Raw genomic sequence first — 16,178 nt, 5'->3', positions numbered from 1 at the left:
GACCCGGAACGGGCCGGCGCGGCCGCCGCGGCGTCAGACCAGGCCTTTGACGCTGTCGCCGGAAGCCTTGAACTTCTTGCCCAGCGCTTCCGACATGGAAGCCTGCTGGCTCATGCGGCCCATTTCCAGGTTGTTGCGCATCTGTTCGGCGTTCTGCGAGCGCATTTCGCCCATCATCTGCTGCATGTCGGCGGAAGCACCTGCACCTTGTGCGCTGGTATTGTTGACACTCATGGCTCTCTCCTGATGGTCGGAAGATCACTTCCGGAATGAAGGTGCGCGAGGCACCGGATGACCGTGGAACGACGCCGTCGTCCCATCGGGTCGGGGGGATCGGCCGGTCCGCGTCAGGCGGTCCGGTCGACGCAAATCAATCGATGCAGATCCATCGACGTCCATCGACGTCCGCCGGCGGATGTCACTGCAGGGTCGCGGCGTACTCGAGCACGCCGTTCGCCGCCTGCCGCACGTTGTGGTCGGAGCTGGTGGCCAGCACCTCGTCCAGCACGCCCTTCCAGCGGGCGTCGCGCGCCAGCAGGAAGGCCGTGGCCAGCGCCACCTTCGCGCCCTCGTCCTGCGGGTGGTCCTCGACGTGCTGCACCAGCGTCGCCGACGCGTACTCGGCGTCGCCGCCGATGCTGTGCGCGATGGCGCGGCAGATGCGGAACGGCGACGGGTCCGCCATCGTCAGTTCCACCGCGGCGCTGACCGTGGCGGCGTCGTCGCGGGCGCGGTACACGGCGCCCAGCAGCCCCACCGCCATCAGGTTGCGGTAGACCAGCGGATACGTGGCGGCAACGGCGGCGGCGTCGGGGATGGTGACGTCAATGGGCAACGCGGACATCGGAGGCTCCTTGTGCGCCGGGTGTGCGGGCACGGGGACGAAGGTCGTGAAAGAAAGGCCGGCGCTCGGACGCTCAGGCGGGCAGCGACGCGGTGTGGATCGTTTCCCACACGTGCCGCACGATGCGCTGCGAGGCGCGGAAGCCTTCGATCAGCTGCGAGCTCAGCTGGCGCTCGGCATCCGCCAGCGGCGTCTGCAGGTGGGCCTCGGTGCTCTGCGCGACCTGGTCGAAGTAGCTCAGCATCGCGCGGGTGCGCTCACCGCTGAGGTCGTCGGTCAGGGTCTTCTCGATGTGCGCGAGATCCGCGAACACGGTCTGTTCCAAGGGGTTGTCCATCACGGTTCTCCGGTGGGGGATGAAGAAGACGGATCCCCGGCGGCGGCGGCGCCGTCGTCCACGGGGGTCCGGAGCGAAAGGTGCTTGGTGCCGTCGGCCGTCTGCACGTACTGCAGGCCGTCGTCGCCGGCCAGCATCGACCCGACGCGCACGCGCGCCGTTGGCAGCGTCTGCTCGACGGCGATGTCGATGCGACGCACCAGCGGTCCGATGTCGCCGGCGATGCGGCGGACCTCGTCCTGCAGGTCCGCGGGATCGACCGCCTGGCCTTCGACGGCGAAGACGCCCTGCCCGCGGTGGACGACGCGCACGCCGGGCCGGTTCAGCGCGTCGCCGATCTGGCGCACGATGTCGCTGGCGGAGGCGTAGCGATGCAAGAGCTGACCCTCGCCGAAGGGTTGCAGCGCGGCGCGGGCGCGGGCCATCTCGGCGCTGCCGGGCAGCAGTCCTTCGACGACGAGGCGCCGATCGACGCGGCGCACGGTGAGTCCGTCGACGCCCGCCTGCCGGAGCGCCTGCGTCACCTGTTCCATCGGACTGGCGGGCGGCGTGGTGGAGGCAGCGGTCTGCGTGCTCAGCACCGACGCAAGCGCCGCGATCATCGCGGCGGCGGCGACCAGCGCGCTCAGCTTCAGGCCGAGCGCCGTCTTCGCACGCGGCGCCGCGTCGGCCAAGACGCCAGCGGTGGCGGCGGCGGTCGCCTTCATCTTCGCGACGGGGCGCATCAGCGCGTCCATCAGCGCCATGTCGCTGGGCCAGGGGGCCGCATCGGGGGAAGCGTCGGGACCGGCGCACAGCACGATGTCGCCGAAGCGCCGGGGCAGGAAGTCCTCCAGCAGGCCCAGCGCTCCTGCCGTCGTCCTGGCGGGCGTTCCGTCGTCGGCGATGAGGTGGAGCACGGGAGACACGTCGGAGCCTTCTTCCTCGAACGTCAGGATCAGCGGGGCGTGGGCCCAGTCGCTGATCTGGAGATCGGCGTCCTCATCGCTGGCGATGCGGTACTGCCGACGGGTCAACCGTAGCTGGACCCCGGCATGCAAGCCTGTGAGGATGCGAAGCTGCTTCATGGTTTGCGAATCCCGAACTTCTTTGTCGCTTCGTGAGGGCCTGTGGACGGCGTCGCGGCTCAGCCGCCGCCGCCCTGCAGGAAGGATTCAGGCGTAGCCGACGGCGCGCGAGGCTCCGTCGGGGGTGCCGGCGAGGACGGTGCCGGCAAGAGACCCGAGGACTGACCCGATGACTGACCCGAAGATGGCCCCGATGACGACGGCGATTGCGGCGATTGCACCGGCCGGCCATCCGCCGTCATGCCCATCGCGCCCGCGGTCGCGGCGCCGTAAGGCCCCGCCGGGAACGTCGGCTCGCGGATGATCCGGGGCGAGATCAGGAACAGCCGTTCGGTCTGCCCCGCGCTCTGGCTGGTGTGGCGGAACAGCCCGCCGAGCAGCGGCACGCGGCCGAGCACCGGCACCTCGTCGCGCTGCGAGGCCTGGCTGGTCGTGGTGATGCCGCCGATGAGCAGGCTCTCGCCTTCGCCCACGTGGGCCTCGGTCATGATCTCGGTGCGCTTGACGATGGGAACGCTGTCGACGCGCTGGTCCTCGAAGCTGCCGTCCTCGATGTAGAGCGACAGCTTGATGCGGCGCGACACGCCGCCGTTGTCCGGCACGGACGTGATCTGCGGCGTGACCTGCAGCAGCGTGCCGGCCTCCACCTGGAAGAGGTTGGCCTCGAGGTTGCCGGCGACCTTGACGGTGACGACGCGTTTCTCGCGCATCACCGCGGGCCGGTTGGCCACGCCCAGCACCTTGGGCTTGGCGATCACGCGGGCCTTGCCGCGCGCGCTGAGGGCGTCGATGCGCGCCATCAGCTCGCGGCCGGCGTTGGACCACAGCGTGCTCAGCGTGAAAGTGCCGGCGCTGTTGCTGCCCGGCGGCTGCGTGACGCCGAAGCTGCCTTTGCTGCCGCGCACGCTCCAGTCGATGCCCAGCGAGTCGATGCTGTCGCTGCTGACGTCGATGATGGTGGCCTCGAGCTCGACCAGCACCGGCTGCACGTCCAGGCGGCGGATCAGCTCGACGTATTCGTCCATGCGTTGCGGACGGCCGTGGATGATGACGGTGTTGGTGCCTTCGTCGGCCTGGAAGACCGGCGGCGCGTCGTCGTCGACCGGGCTCTGCAGGCCGCGGGCGCTGCCTTGCGACGCCGCGCCGGCGCCCGACTTGGCCGACTGGCCCGCGGTGACCTGGTTGGGCTTGCGCGCCATGATTTCGGCGAGCCGCGTGTCGCGGCCCATGACGCCCTGCAGCGCGGTCAGCTTGCCGGGATGGACCTCGGCCATCGACGGCGTGTCCTCGTCGCCCTGTGCGCCGCTGGTGCCGCCACCGTACAGCGAGGTGAGCACGGAGGCGACGCCGCGGATGCGCGTCTGGCCGAAGGTGCGGTCGCCGGCGGAAGCGAAGCGCAGCGGCACCACGCGCACCGCCTTGCGGTTGCGTTCCATCGCGCCGACGTCGAGCGACTCGATCGCCGCGGCGATCAGTTCGACGTGACGCGGCGGGCCGTAGACCAGCAGCGTGCTTTCCGCCACGTTGAAGCGCAGCGGGAAACGCGCGTCGCCGAGCTGCAGCGAGTCCAGCAGGTCGCTGACCTGCTCGCGGCGGAAGCCCTTGAGCCGGAAGAGCCGGCTCTGCACGGCGCCCGCCGGGTAGAAGTACAACGCGGTGCCGTCGTGGTACCAGATGACACCGTAGGCCCGGTTCATCGAGTCGAGGAACTTGTCCGGCGTGGTGTCGAAGTTGGCCTGCACCATGCCGTCGATGCCTTCGGCGAGCACGGCCGGCAGGCCCTGGCTCGCGGCGAAGTCGAGCAGCACCTCGTTCACGCGCTTGCCCTCGGCCTTGTAGATGAAGCGCGGGCTGCGCCATTGGCGCGAGACGTTCTTCGTCGCGATGCGATCCGACTTGAGGGACTTCGCGGGCGGCGCGGTGGCCGGTGTCGACGACGGCACGGCCGGCGACGTCGTCTGCGCCTGCGTCAAGGTCTTGGTGGGCAGCGCCGCGAGCGGCACGGCGATGGGGCTCGCACTGGATCCGGCAGCGGCACTGGCGCCCGACGTCGACGTCGGCACGGACGTCGATGCGGTCGCCGGCGAGGGCGACTCGCCGACACGCGCCGACCAGCTGAGCGGCGCCGCCGCGCAGAGCATCAGCGCCACCGGCAGGCGGGCCACACGCAACACGCGGTCAGGAGAACGAAGACGTCGGGTCATGAGGATCACGGTGCGGATGCGGGTTCGGCTTATTCGTCGTCCTGCATCGAGGCCTTGATCTGGTCCGACACCTTGGTCATGGACTTGCTCATGGCCTGCTGACCCTGCTGGATGCTCATCATCATTCGCTGCGCCATCATCGATTCCATCTGCTGCATGTCGGTGGGGCCCGTGGCGGCAGCCGGCGTGGTCGGGGCGTTGGCGGCGATGGGCGTGGTCATGGCGGGGCTCCGTTGATGAGATGGAGCGGAACATAGGGACCCGGCGCCCGGCAGCATCGGTGCCATGCGAAGCGGGTGCGACGGATGCGAAGGCCCCTTCGTGGGTTCGGTCCACCGTCGCGCGCTTCGCGTCGCGAGGCGCCCGCCCTCCATTCACCCCCTAGCGTCGCGCCCTTCGCAGTCATCGATGGAGCGCCACATGAACGATCGTTCGTTCGTTTCCTTCCTTCGCACGCTCGCCGCGACGACCCTCGTCGTCCAGGCAGCAGGAGCGCTGGCGCAATCGATCGGCGCCACCAGCGTGGCCAGCGCTGCCAGCTTCAGCGCGGCGAACGAAAGTCCGGCCCAGGTGACGCGCTATCGCTGCACGCTCATCGACGGCAGCACGCGGCTGCTCATCGAAGACCCGCGCGAGCGCCATCCCGGCCTCGCGGAAGACTGCACCCTCGTGCGTGTGGCCGTCGCGCCGCTGCGTCCGGGCGCGTCGGACGACACGCCGCCATGGGTCGGCTTCGCCGCGCGACTCATTCAAGGGGCGCCAGTCACCGGCGGCGCGCTGCCCGACCTGACCGCCTTCCTGCGCGACGCCGCGCGGCCGATGCCGGCGGAGATGGCCTCGGTCGTGCGCGCCGCCAGCGATCGCCATCGGCTCAATCCGGCGCTGGTGTCGGCATTGATCTTCGTGGAGTCGCGTTATCGCGCGGACGCCCGCTCGCCCAAGGGCGCGATGGGGCTGATGCAGCTCATGCCGGCGACCGCCGCGCGCTACGGCGTGTACACGCGCGCCGACCTGCTCGATCCGCGCGTGAACGTGGACATCGGCGTGCGCCACCTGCGTGCCTTGCATGACCGCTACGACGGCCGCATGGACCTGATCCTGGCCGCCTACAACGCGGGCGAAGGGGCCGTGGAGCGCTTCGGCCAGCGCGTGCCGCCCTTCCCCGAAACCGAGGAGTACGTGCGTCGGATCACGACGTTGGTTGGCGTGCCTGAAACCGCTTTCACCCCCTGAACAGGGGGGCATAAATGAAAATGAATGTGCCGTAAAGGACATGAAACGGTGGCGTTGGCGACAGTGCGGTTGTCATCCGGTTTTCAAGGTCCACGTGAAAGTCGCCACCCTCTGCCCTTCCCGCTCGCTGGAACACTTCGCGGCCGCTGCGCTGCGCGATGCCGGCTACGACCCCACCCCCCACACGCACCTGAGTCCGCTGATCTCGGCGTTGCGCGCGCCCGGCGCCGACGCGGTGCTGCTGGAAGACCACGACACCCACATCGACGGCTGGCTGACCGCCGTGCGCCTGCACGCGGGACGCAGCGTGCCCATCGTCGTGCTCGGCCTGGGCGATTCGGTGGGCATCTCGCGCGCGCTGCAACGCGGCGCGGATGACTACGCCGTGATCTCCGACGGTGCGGGCCCGCTGATCCATCGGCTGCGCGCGCGCATCCAGACACGCACGGACGGCGTGCGCGCCACGTCGCTGCGCGCGGGGCCGTATGCGCTGCATGCGTCGACACAGAGCCTGTCCACCGGCGCGCGCGAAGTGAGCCTCACGGCGCGGGAATTCGCGCTGGCCTGGACGCTGTTCGAGAACCTCGGTCGCGTGGTCAGCACGCACACGCTGTCGACCGAGATCTGGGGTCGATCGAGCGACATCGGGAAGCGCACGCTGGAGCAGCACGTCTACAAGCTGCGGCTCAAGCTGAACCCGGGCGGCCCGCGCTCGCGGGCCCGCACGATGGACGGCACCCCCGTGCCGCGCATCCAGACGGTGTACGGGGTCGGGTACCGCCTCGACGTGTGAGAGAAAGGCAGGCTGCGGTCCTGCTGCGGCCGCTGGCCCTCGCCCCTGCCCTCTCCCGCAAGCGGGAGAGGGCGCGATCAACGGTCAGGGCTGCGCGCGTTGCGCCGCGGCCCGCTGCGCGGCATTGCGGCTGCGCACCGTGTCGTTCATCTGATACGACGCGACGGTCAGCGCGAGCAGCGTGCCGCCCACCAGGCCCGCGACGAGCGCATGCACGCCGGCCTGCGTGGCCTGGCGCTGATCGGGGCTGACGCCAGGCTGGCTCAGCGTCGACTGCAACGCCTGCACGACGCCCAGCGCGATCAGCCCTGGCACCATCGTGTTGAAGACGCGCGCGTCGGCGCGTTCGGCCTGCCGGCCGAGCTCGTTGCGGGTGAACGGGTTGCGCAGGTCCGTGTGGAGATGGCGGACGTGCGACGGATCGGTCTGCTGCATGCGCCGCGCGGACGCGGTGTCGACAAGGTGATCCTCGACCGAGGACGTCAGCATGTTGCCCACGCCCGCGATGGCGCCCGCGCCGATGGCCAGCCCGCGCGCGGCCTGCCACGCGGGCTGGCCGCCGAGCGTGCGCTGCATCAGCAGCTGCGTGCCCATGTCGATGACCGCCGCGGCGGCGCCGAAGGTGCCGCGCATCGTCAAGGTCACGTCGGCGGGACGCAGGTTGCGCCCCTCGGGCGGCTGCGGCACGTTGCGGTCGCCGTTGCCGACGTGCACCGTGTTGATCGCGGGGCGGAGCGCCTCGCGGAACTGCGCCTGCAGATGCGCGATCACCTGGATGGCCGCCGCGGCCTGCGCCACGCCCGACAGCGCGGGATTGCTGCGCGAGGCGATCGTCAGCGCCAGCGCGGCGAAGTCGCCGCCGGCGATGCCCGCCGACTGGATGCCCTGCCAGATGCGGCGCGGCACGCTGTTGTTCTGCTGTCCCACGTCCCCGGCGAACGCCTGGTTGGCGACCTGCGCGCTGCTCTCGCTGTGGATCTGGGACACGATGCGGCGCCCCAGCGAATAGGCCGTGAGCGCGGTCTGCGCCGCCAGCGCGGCGTCCGGATGCGAGACGACCGCCCGCGCGAGCTCGGGCGCGATGACGCCCTGCACCACCGTCCGCACGCCAGCCACCGGCAACGCGTGCCGGACGTTCTGCATCAGGAAGAACGAGGCCGCGCCGGCCTCGCGCGGCGCATGACCGTGGGCGCCAGCATGCGCGGGCGCATGCGTGTCCGCCGGCGCGTCGTGCGTGGGATGTTGAGCCTCGAGGTCGACGACGCCCGCCTGCGAGGACGCGCCCGAGGCGGTGGACGCCGTTGACGCGGAAGAGGCCGTGGAGGTCGCGGAGGTCGTCGACGAGGTGCGCGTCAAGGTCAACGGCAACGGCAACGGCGGCGTGGTCTCACCGCCGGGTCGCGCCGGACGCCGCAGCTGCTCGAGCGACTGCCGCGGCGCGAACCCCGCGTCCCCGTTGCGCGAAGGACCGGGGTCGGAGTTCCGGCGTGCGGTCAGACCGCCGAGCTCGGACGACAGCCGGCGAGGCGGTGTCGCACCACTTCGCGACGACGCTGGCGATCCAGGCGAGGCCGGCGACGTCGGTGTCGGCACGTGTTGAAGCCGATCGAGTTCGATGCCGCCGGCGTTGGTCGACAAGGCGGGCAAGCCGGCGGGCGGCGTGGTGATCGTCATGGGAGCGGTCCTGCAATGAGCAGCTGCCACTCTCGACAGCCCGCATGACCCAACCGTGACGCCCGGGCCGGTGCGGGCATGGTCCCCGCGCGAACACTTCGCGCGGGCGCGAGCCGCTTCGCCCCTCAGTGCCTCAGTGTGATCGCCCCTGTAGCCCCTGTAGCCCCTCCGCGCCGCGGCGCGCGTGCCCCGGTCGCTCCGGTCCGCCTCAGCCGCGGAAAGAAGCCGCGACGCCCGCCATCCGTGCCAGCGCAGCGACCATTGCGCGCGGCTCATCCCAGCGGTTGCCTTCGTCCTGCAGGCGCGCCATCGAGAAGCCGTCCAGCCGCGTGCGCATCCGCTGCACCAGGCGGCCCCACGGCGGCAGGGGATCCGCGCGGATCGGCGAATACGCCTGACCCGCATACCCCGTCAATCGCGCCGCGTCCTGATCGCGTCCCTCCTCGAACGCCAGCCAGGCGAAGACCGGCAGCAGACGATCGAAGGCCTCGCTCTGGCTGTCACCCGGGCTTTCGCCCTGGCCGTCACGGTAAGGCTCGCGCCCCGTCCCGCGCGACGCCTTCGGGGACACGATGCCGGTCAGCACGTCGCGCGCCGCCTCCGCACGCCCTTCGGCCAGCAGCACCGCCGCCAGGCAACCCAGCACGCGCTGCAGGAACTCGCCGTTCGCGGTGTTGATGCCGCTCGCACGGCTGGCGCCGTCCTCCCATTGACGCACCAGCGCCGCGGATCGCAGCGGCTCGCCATGGTCGACCTGCAGGCTCATCAGCCGATGCAGGTCGTCCAGCACCCACCGCGACGCGCCGATCTCCTGCGCCAGCTGCAGCGACGCGCACATCGCCTCGTCCGCCTCCGCCGCCTGACCCTCGACGCGCCACACATGCGCCCGCGCCGCCAGTCCCCACAGCTTCAGACGCGCCGCATGCGCGCCCTCGCAACGTCCCGCGAGCGCGACCAGCTCGCCCATCGCGTAGCGCATCGCGGCCTGGCTCAACTCGCGGTCCTCGACCACCTGCCGGCACAGCGCCAGATAACGCAGCGCCGGATCCTCCGCCGTGCGCGACACGGTGACACCGCGCCGGTACCAGATCGCCGCGCGCTTCGGGTCATGCGGCGCGAGCAGGCCCGCGTGATCGATGCAGTAGCGCGCCAGCACCGCCGGCGGCAACTCATTCGGCAGCTCGGCCTCGTAGGCGGCATGCCGCCAGGCCGTCTCCGGCGCGAGCGACAGCAGCTCGAACAGCGAGCGCGAATGCGCGAGCAATCCCAGTCCCCTCACCGCCTCGTGTTCCAGGCACCAGTCGAGCGCGGCGCGCACGTTGCCGAGCTCGGGCGAGAACTCCGCAATCCAGCGCGCGTCCGGCATCATCTGCAACGCCCGCTCCGCGCGATCGAACAGCTGGCTCATCGCCCGCGCATGCTGGCGGCGCGCGATGTCGACCTCCCCGGTCTCCTCCAGCAACAGCAGCCCGTAGGCGCGGATGCCGTCGAAGAGCCGGTAACGAGGACGATCCTCCGCGTCGACCTGGACCAGCGAATGATCCACGAGTCCCTCGAGCGCCTCCGCCACGGTCCAGGCATCGAGCTGCCGGTCCGACAGCGCGGCCGTCGCCATCTCCAGCGTGAAGCCGCCCTCGAACGGTTCCAGTCGTCGCAGCACCAACTGCTCGATGTCGTCGAGCAGCGCGAGGCTCGCGTCCATGCAGGCGCGCAGCGACTGATGGCGGCGCGGCCCCGCCTGCGTGCCGCGCGTCAGCAACCGGTAGCGGTCGCTCAGCCGCTCGCACAACTGATCGATGCCGAACATCGCCAGCCTGCCCGCCGCCAACTGCAGCGCCAGCGGAATGCCGTCCAGCCGACGGCACAGCGCCGTCACCTGGGCCACGTTGTGCATGCCCAGGGCGAAAGGCTGCCCCTGCGCCCGCACCTGATCGACGAACAGCGCCACGCTGCCGTGCATCAGCGACTCGTCCACGCCCGCGCCGGGCGGCGGCACCGACAGCGGCGGCGTGCGCAGCACGCGCTCGCCCGGCACGCGCAGCACCTTGCGGCTGGTCACCATCAGCGCCACGTCCTCGGTGTTCTCGAGCACCGCGTGGCAGAAGGTCGCCGCGCGCGCGCCGGCGATCTCCGCGTTGTCCAGCACCAGCAGCAGCGACATCGGCCGCAACAGCGCCAGCAGCGTCTGCAGATCGGTGCCCGGATCCAGTCCGAGCGCGGCCGCCACGGCCGGCAACGGATCGGACGGATCGTCGCCGTTCAGCAGATCCACCCACACCGCGCCGTCGCGGGCCGCCTGCCGGCGTTCATGCGCGCAGGCCAGCGCGAGCGTCGACTTGCCGACACCGGGCGCGCCCACCACGGTCACCAGCCGATGCCGCACCAGGCGGCTCAGCAGCGCCTGCAGATCGGCGCCGCGGCCATGCATCGCCACAGGGGCCGACGGCAACGCGCGCGGACGGACGATGGGGGATGACGCTTCGACCGGCCGGTCGGTCGAGTCGACGGGCGTGTCCTCGTCCTGCCGCACCGGCAGCGCGAACCGATACCCCTGCCCGGCCACCGTGGCGATGGACTCGCGTCCCAACGCGCGACGCAACGCGGACACGTGCACCGCCGCGTTGTTCTCTTCCACGGCCTGACCGGGCCAGACGCGATTCAACAATTCGTTCTTGGACACGATCGCGCCGCGATGCGCGACCAGCACGCCGAGCAGATCGAGCTGCCGGCCGCTGAGCGGCACGGGCACGCCCTCCGACAGGAGGACGCGCGAGGCCATGTCAAGCACGAACCCTTCGAAGCGAAAACGACTCGTCACTTCAGCTTGCCCTTCATGGCTGTCACCGACGGCAGGACCCTGCACGCCGTACGCCATCGCACCCCTGGAATCCTCGCGTTCTGCGAGGAAGGGATCACGAAAGTGGGCGCGAGTTTAAGGGTGCGTCATGACGACGTCCAGGGAACTTGGGACGTTCCCGAAAGGGGTCAGGCCTTGACAGCGTTGACTGTCGCGCACATGTCGGCGGCATGACGATCGTGGTCCGGAAAGACGTGCGGATTCCCGCACAGCTGTCAGGAGGATGTCAGAGCGCTGACGCGCAGAACGGCCGCGATCTGCGTGTTCATGGGGCATCCACGCGACCGCGTGCGCGCACGTGGTGCAACTTTGGTCATGTCAGCGCGCACCGCCGAGGTCGTAGTTCCAGCGCAACTCACGGCCCGCCGGAATGTCTTCCGACGCGCGGAACGCGTGGATGCGCGCGGTCCAGCCATGACGCAGCCGCACGTGGAAGGACTCGCCGCGCACGTTGTAGCCGGCGGGTGGATGGCCGAGGATCCGGCCCTCCGCGTCGAAGAGAAACAAGGTGTTCATCAACGACAGCAGGTTCTCGCCGTTGACGGCCACGCTGCCGATGGGGTCGGACGCCGACATCAGATAGCGATCGTCGTCGAGCAGGAAGAGATCGACCTCGTCGAGCAACTGGCCGCCGTAGACGCCCAGGCAGGTGCCGGCCGGAATGTCGTGGCGCGCGAAGAGCCCGCGCTGGCCGATGAGCGCGACCTCGCCTGGCGAGCGCAGATCCGCCGCCTCGATGCGACGAGGCTCCAGCAGCCGCAGCGCCTGCAGGGCGCGCGTGCGTCGACTCACGCGCGCATCGGTGTAGGGCTCGACGTCGGCGAATGCCTCCGCGCGCTCGAGCACGTCGGTGATGTGGACGACGCCGTGATCGGCATCGCGGAACGGCGGATCACCGGCGTGTTCGGCCGCGTACTCGCGTCGCGCGACGCGTTCGCGATGCTGCAGCCGGACCTGCGCGAGCAGCGCGAGCCAGCGCTCGGTGCCGTAGGACATCAGCGAGAGCTGACGGGCACGCTCGCCGGTCGGCAAGGTCTCGTCGTCCTGCGGCATCAGCGCGAGCACGCGATGCTGGCAGTCCAGCACGTGGGTCATGTGCGCGCGACGGCGTTGTGCCGGATCGGGCATCGTCTCGATGCGTCGATAGCCGTCCCACAGCCAGTGGTCCACGTCCACGCGGTCGTGCGACCGGGCCGTATCGATGAGCACCTCGTCCATGGAGCCTCCGGAGGATGGAGCGACGAGTCTCGTCTTCCATCCACCAGACGCCGCTCCGAAAGCGAAGCCAACGCCTCGCCCCCGAAGGTCTCCCGCCCGAATCCCGCACTCCCAAGGCCCGCAGTCCTCCCGCACTCCCCAGGCCCGAAGACAGCGAGATCCTGTGGGGCCGGAATGATGCTGGGGGTTCCCGGAGGGATGCCCCCTGCGTCGTGGAGTGCCCGCGCCTGGCCACCCGAAGTCGCGGGCTCCCGCTCAGCGCAACATCACTGCGTCTTCGCCGCGGAGACGAGCCGGTCCATCGCCTGCGCCGGCGTGGTCGACTCGCTGTTCCAGAACTGGCTGACGACGTCCTTGATCGCGCCTTCTGCCGCGGGCCGGACCGCCATCCCGTGCGCGATGGACGGCAGCAGCGTATTGGCCTTCCCTGCTTCGGCGAAGTCCGCGGCCGAGGCCTTGGCGCAGTCGTCGTACTTGGCGAGGCTGACGCCCTTGCGCACCGGGATCGAGCCCTTCTCCAGGTTGAAGGATTCCTGCACCGCCGGCGACAGGATGGCCGAGGCCATGTCGCGCTGGGCTTGCTGGTTGGCGTCGCCCTTGACCTTGAACATCGCGAACGAATCGACGTTGAAGGTATAGGACTTGGCCGTGCCCGGCGCGGGCACGCACAGGAAGTCCTTGCCCGCCGTCTTGCCGGCCGCGAGGAACTCGCCCTTGGCCCAGTCGCCCATGATCTGCATGGCCGCCTCGCCCTTCATGACCATCGCGGTCGCGAGGTTCCAGTCGCGGCCCGGCGCGTTGCGGTCGGTGTAGGCCTTCAACCGGCGGAAGGTCGTCAGCGACTTCTCCATCGTCGGGCTCTTCAGGCTCGCGGGGTCGAGCTGGATCAGCGCCTTGCGGTAGAACTCCGGCCCGCCGGTGCCCAGCACCACGGTCTCGAAGGTGGTGAAGTCCTGCCACGACTGACCGCCGTGCGCCAGCGGCGTGACGCCGGCCTTCTTCAGCGCGTCCGCCGCGACGAAGAACTCGTCCCAGGTCGTCGGCGGCTTGACGCCAGCCTTGCGCATCACCTCGGGGTTGATCCACAGCCAGTTGACGCGGTGCACGTTGACCGGCACCGCGATGTAGTGGCCCTTGTACTTGACGATGTTGCTGATCACCGGCAGCAGCAGCTCGTCCCAGTGATCGGCCTTGGCGACGTCATCGATGTTGGCCAGCATGCCTTCAGCCGCCCAGTCCTGCAGCAGCGGGCCCTTGATCTGCGCGGCCGTCGGCGCGTTGCCCGAGATGGCACGCGACTTCAGCACCGTCATCGCCGCGTCGCCGGCGCCGCCAGCCACGGCGAAGTCCTTCCACTTGTGGCCCTTGGCCTGCAACTGGTCCTTCAGGCCGGAGATGGCTTTCGCCTCGCCGCCGCTGGTCCACCAGTGCAGCACCTCGAGGTCGCCGGCGCGCGCCGGTCCGGCCATGCTCGCCAGCGTCGCCATCGCGGCCGTGGCCACCAGGGCGCGACGCGTCCACGGCGTGCTCGTCGTGGTGGCCGCAGAGGTCGTTGTGGTCTTCTTGATCGATGTCTTCATCGTTGTCTCCTCTTTCTTGTCTCCGGGGTCGGAGTGGGTGTCGTTGATCGACGGGTTGATCGACAGGTGGATTGGCGGTGACGGAAGGTCAGGCCACCCCTTCTGCTTGAAGTTGCTCGAACAGGCGCGAGACGGCGCCCGCTTCCGGAGGGGTCGCGCCGCGTTGCAGGCAGGCGGCGGAACCGGCTGCCAGCGCCGCATGCAGATGCGCGCGCAAGGGCCGCTCAGGGTGCCGGTGCAGGCTGTGCAGCAGCCCTGCGACGGCCGCATCGCCGGCGCCAACGGTATCGGCCACGGTGACCGCTGGCGCGCGGGCCATGCAGGCCGCGTCGCCGCGAGACAGGTAGGCCACGCCGCCGCCGCGCGTCAGCAGGTAGAGCGCCTCCGGATTGAACGTGCGCAGCCGTGTCATCGCGTCGTCGAGCGCGAGGTCCGGGAACAGGCCCCGCAGGTCGTCGTCGGACACTTTGATCACATCGGCCAGCGCGCACATGCGGCGCAGCGTGGGCTCGTACCCGTGCGCCATCAGGTTGCGGAAGTTGGGGTCGTAGCTGATGGCCACGCCCTGCCCCTTCAGGCGCTCGGCCAGCGCGACTAGCCGGGAGGCCAGCGGCTCGCGCGCCAGGCTGATGCCGCCAAAGTGCGCGCGGCGCGCCTGGGCGTCCCAGCCCGACGGCAACGCGTCGGCATCGAAGTGCAGGTCGGCGCTGTCGCCGCCGACGAAGAAGTAACGCGGCGGCTCGCCCTGCTCGACGATCGCCAGCAGCGGCGCGCGATCAACCTGCTGCAACAGCCGCGTATCCAGGCCGACCGCCTCGCTGGCCCGCACCAGTTCATCGCCGAACAGGTCGCGGCTCACCGCGCCGACGAAGGCCGTTCGCCCGCCCAGTGCCGCCAGCGCGCGCGCCACGTTCCAGGTCGACCCGCCGACGCGGCTGATCCATTGATCGGGCGCCTGCTGCAGCATGTCGGTCAGCGCCTCGCCGAGGCACAAGAGCTCGGGGGCATCGGACATCGGGCCTGGCATCGGGCCGGACATCGGGTCCAGGGCCGCTCGCGACACCGCATCACGCATCACGGGCTCCTTGATCCGCACCCCGCATGCCGACGCCGTCCAGCACGTCGACGATGTCGTAGCACGCGCCCATCGTGTGGTAATCGACCTTGCCCGCCGGGCTCTTCTCGTCGCTGTACTTGCGGTTCTGGCCGTCGAGGAGGCGGTACCACGCGCCGTGCGCGTGATCGACGAAGTGCGTCCAGCTGTAGGCCCACAGGCGCTGGTACCAGTCCCAGTAGACCTCGTCGCCGGTGCGCGCGGCCAGGCGGGCCGCGGCGGCGGCGCTCTCGGCCTGCACCCAGAAATACTTGTCCGGATCGCAGACGCTCAGGTCCGGCGCCAGCGAGTAGCAGAGCCCGCCATGATCGGCATCCCAGCCGCGCCGTACGGCCACGAGGAACAGCTTGGTCGCCGTCGGCAGCACCCAGGCGAGGTCCTGGTCGAGGTGTTCACCGCGCGCCTCGAGCTGCAGCAGCAGCTTGGTCCACTCGGTGAAGTGGCCCGGCTGGTAGCCCCAGGGGCGGAAGAGATTGGCCGGGTCGTCGCGGTTGTACAGCCAGTCCGGCTGCCAGTGCGTGTCGTAGTGTTCCCAGACCAGGCCGCCGCAGCGTTCGGCCTGGCGGCGGGTGATGTGCTGCGCCAGCAGCGCGGCGCGCGCGAGGTAGCGCCGCTCGCCCGTGGCGTCGAAGGCGGCCAGCAGCGCCTCGCAGGCATGCATGTTGGCGTTCTGGCCGCGGTACGGCGACAGCACGTTCCACTGCGGACTTGCCTCGTCGGCGTAGAGCCCGGCGGCCTCGTCCCAGAAGCGTTCCTCCATCAACGCGAAAGTCTCGGCGATCCACGGCCGGGCCTCCTCCACGCCGGCCATCGCCGCATGCGCATAGGCCAGCAGCACGAAGGCCAGGCCGTAGGCGTGGCGCGTCCCGTCGAGCACCTCGGCCTTGCCGTCGCGCCAGTCGAGCAACCACGCATAGCCACGCAGCGCGTCGTCGTAGTGCGCCTCGCGCAGGAAACGCACGCCGTGCCGCACGCCGTCCAGGTAGTTCGCGTCGCCAAAGCGCCGGTAGGCCATCGCGTACGTGAACACGTAGCGCGTGCTGCTGACCAGATGCCGCTGATGCGCGTCGTAAACGGTGCCGTCGTCCTTGAAGAAGTGGAAGAAGCCGCCGCTCGGATCGATGCAGCGCGGGTGGTAGAAGTCCATCGTGTGCCGCGCATGGGCCAGCAGCACGTCGCGGGAACGGAAATCGGGCAGGTCGCTGGTCAAGGGTGTCGCGGGTGTCACGGGAGTTGTCGTGTCGGTCATGCGGTGGG

14 protein-coding genes are annotated in these 16,178 nt (G+C 70.3%); 2 read left to right on the top strand and 12 right to left on the bottom strand.

All coding sequences use genetic code 11. The features are described 5' to 3' along the window. Positions 1-33 precede the first annotated feature (33 nt). The 6 genes from AC07OZ_RS03485 to AC07OZ_RS03460 all read right to left on the bottom strand — a co-directional run bounded on the left by AC07OZ_RS03485 (position 34) and on the right by AC07OZ_RS03460 (position 4,673). The gene (locus AC07OZ_RS03485) at positions 34-234 is read right to left on the bottom strand and encodes a hypothetical protein (RefSeq protein ID WP_495050899.1); all 201 of its coding nucleotides are present in this window, start codon (positions 232-234) and stop codon (positions 34-36) included. 184 nt (positions 235-418) lie between these two features. After that, positions 419-844: a hypothetical protein gene (locus AC07OZ_RS03480; protein ID WP_495465758.1), complete on the bottom strand. Its 426-nt coding sequence runs from the start codon at positions 842-844 to the stop codon at positions 419-421. Between the two features lie 73 nt (positions 845-917). Continuing rightward, the gene (locus AC07OZ_RS03475) at positions 918-1,181 is read right to left on the bottom strand and encodes a hypothetical protein (RefSeq protein ID WP_297524110.1); all 264 of its coding nucleotides are present in this window, start codon (positions 1,179-1,181) and stop codon (positions 918-920) included. Continuing rightward, positions 1,181-2,248, bottom strand: a complete 1,068-nt coding sequence (locus tag AC07OZ_RS03470; RefSeq protein WP_495465757.1) for a hypothetical protein — start codon at positions 2,246-2,248, stop codon at positions 1,181-1,183. Before AC07OZ_RS03470 ends, AC07OZ_RS03475 begins: the two co-directional genes overlap by 1 nt. A 59-nt stretch (positions 2,249-2,307) precedes the next feature. Then, positions 2,308-4,452, bottom strand: a complete 2,145-nt coding sequence (gene sctC / locus AC07OZ_RS03465) for a type III secretion system outer membrane ring subunit SctC (RefSeq protein ID WP_495465756.1) — start codon at positions 4,450-4,452, stop codon at positions 2,308-2,310. A gap of 29 nt (positions 4,453-4,481) precedes the next feature. Beyond that, on the bottom strand, positions 4,482-4,673 hold the full coding sequence (locus tag AC07OZ_RS03460; RefSeq protein WP_495465755.1) for a hypothetical protein: 192 nt from the start codon (positions 4,671-4,673) through the stop codon (positions 4,482-4,484). Between the two features lie 199 nt (positions 4,674-4,872). Between AC07OZ_RS03460 and AC07OZ_RS03455 the strand changes: the two genes are divergently transcribed. After that, complete coding sequence (locus AC07OZ_RS03455) at positions 4,873-5,685, top strand: lytic transglycosylase domain-containing protein (protein ID WP_495465754.1); 813 nt, start codon at positions 4,873-4,875, stop codon at positions 5,683-5,685. 94 nt (positions 5,686-5,779) lie between these two features. Then, entirely contained in the window at positions 5,780-6,478 is a 699-nt protein-coding gene (locus AC07OZ_RS03450) for a winged helix-turn-helix domain-containing protein (protein WP_495465753.1), read from the top strand. A gap of 84 nt (positions 6,479-6,562) precedes the next feature. On the opposite strand, the gene AC07OZ_RS03445 is transcribed toward AC07OZ_RS03450, so the two are convergent. The 6 genes from AC07OZ_RS03445 to AC07OZ_RS03420 form a co-directional block, all read right to left on the bottom strand. Continuing rightward, positions 6,563-8,152 (bottom strand): hypothetical protein, encoded by a 1,590-nt coding sequence (locus AC07OZ_RS03445; RefSeq protein ID WP_495465752.1) that lies wholly within the window; start codon positions 8,150-8,152, stop codon positions 6,563-6,565. Between the two features lie 208 nt (positions 8,153-8,360). Continuing rightward, positions 8,361-10,931 (bottom strand): ATP-binding protein, encoded by a 2,571-nt coding sequence (locus AC07OZ_RS03440; RefSeq protein ID WP_495465751.1) that lies wholly within the window; start codon positions 10,929-10,931, stop codon positions 8,361-8,363. Between the two features lie 396 nt (positions 10,932-11,327). Next, the gene (locus tag AC07OZ_RS03435) at positions 11,328-12,227 is read right to left on the bottom strand and encodes an SET domain-containing protein (protein WP_495465750.1); all 900 of its coding nucleotides are present in this window, start codon (positions 12,225-12,227) and stop codon (positions 11,328-11,330) included. A gap of 266 nt (positions 12,228-12,493) precedes the next feature. Continuing rightward, the gene (locus tag AC07OZ_RS03430; RefSeq protein WP_495466481.1) at positions 12,494-13,714 is read right to left on the bottom strand and encodes an ABC transporter substrate-binding protein; all 1,221 of its coding nucleotides are present in this window, start codon (positions 13,712-13,714) and stop codon (positions 12,494-12,496) included. Positions 13,715-13,895: 181 nt separating this feature from the next. Continuing rightward, the gene (locus tag AC07OZ_RS03425; RefSeq protein WP_495465749.1) at positions 13,896-14,822 is read right to left on the bottom strand and encodes a carbohydrate kinase family protein; all 927 of its coding nucleotides are present in this window, start codon (positions 14,820-14,822) and stop codon (positions 13,896-13,898) included. Positions 14,823-14,874: 52 nt separating this feature from the next. Continuing rightward, the gene (locus AC07OZ_RS03420) at positions 14,875-16,170 is read right to left on the bottom strand and encodes an AGE family epimerase/isomerase (protein ID WP_495465748.1); all 1,296 of its coding nucleotides are present in this window, start codon (positions 16,168-16,170) and stop codon (positions 14,875-14,877) included. Positions 16,171-16,178: the final 8 nt, after the last annotated feature.

It is taken from the genome of Roseateles sp. GW821-FHT09G03, assembly GCF_059416045.1.
This window is presented reverse-complemented; position numbering and strand designations above follow the sequence as displayed.

Bases quoted from the DNA above. Each gene is read 5' to 3' on its own strand.
- AC07OZ_RS03485 (WP_495050899.1), bottom strand. From the start codon at position 234: ATGAGTGTCAACAATACCAGCGCACAAGGTGCAGGTGCTTCCGCCGAC.
- AC07OZ_RS03480 (WP_495465758.1), bottom strand. From the start codon at position 844: ATGTCCGCGTTGCCCATTGACGTCACCATCCCCGACGCCGCCGCCGTT.
- AC07OZ_RS03475 (WP_297524110.1), bottom strand. From the start codon at position 1,181: ATGGACAACCCCTTGGAACAGACCGTGTTCGCGGATCTCGCGCACATC.
- AC07OZ_RS03470 (WP_495465757.1), bottom strand. From the start codon at position 2,248: ATGAAGCAGCTTCGCATCCTCACAGGCTTGCATGCCGGGGTCCAGCTA.
- sctC (WP_495465756.1), bottom strand. From the start codon at position 4,452: ATGACCCGACGTCTTCGTTCTCCTGACCGCGTGTTGCGTGTGGCCCGC.
- AC07OZ_RS03460 (WP_495465755.1), bottom strand. From the start codon at position 4,673: ATGACCACGCCCATCGCCGCCAACGCCCCGACCACGCCGGCTGCCGCC.
- AC07OZ_RS03455 (WP_495465754.1), top strand. From the start codon at position 4,873: ATGAACGATCGTTCGTTCGTTTCCTTCCTTCGCACGCTCGCCGCGACG.
- AC07OZ_RS03445 (WP_495465752.1), bottom strand. From the start codon at position 8,152: ATGACGATCACCACGCCGCCCGCCGGCTTGCCCGCCTTGTCGACCAAC.
- AC07OZ_RS03440 (WP_495465751.1), bottom strand. From the start codon at position 10,931: ATGGCCTCGCGCGTCCTCCTGTCGGAGGGCGTGCCCGTGCCGCTCAGC.
- AC07OZ_RS03435 (WP_495465750.1), bottom strand. From the start codon at position 12,227: ATGGACGAGGTGCTCATCGATACGGCCCGGTCGCACGACCGCGTGGAC.
- AC07OZ_RS03430 (WP_495466481.1), bottom strand. From the start codon at position 13,714: ATGGCGACGCTGGCGAGCATGGCCGGACCGGCGCGCGCCGGCGACCTC.
- AC07OZ_RS03425 (WP_495465749.1), bottom strand. From the start codon at position 14,822: ATGTCCGATGCCCCCGAGCTCTTGTGCCTCGGCGAGGCGCTGACCGAC.
- AC07OZ_RS03420 (WP_495465748.1), bottom strand. From the start codon at position 16,170: ATGACCGACACGACAACTCCCGTGACACCCGCGACACCCTTGACCAGC.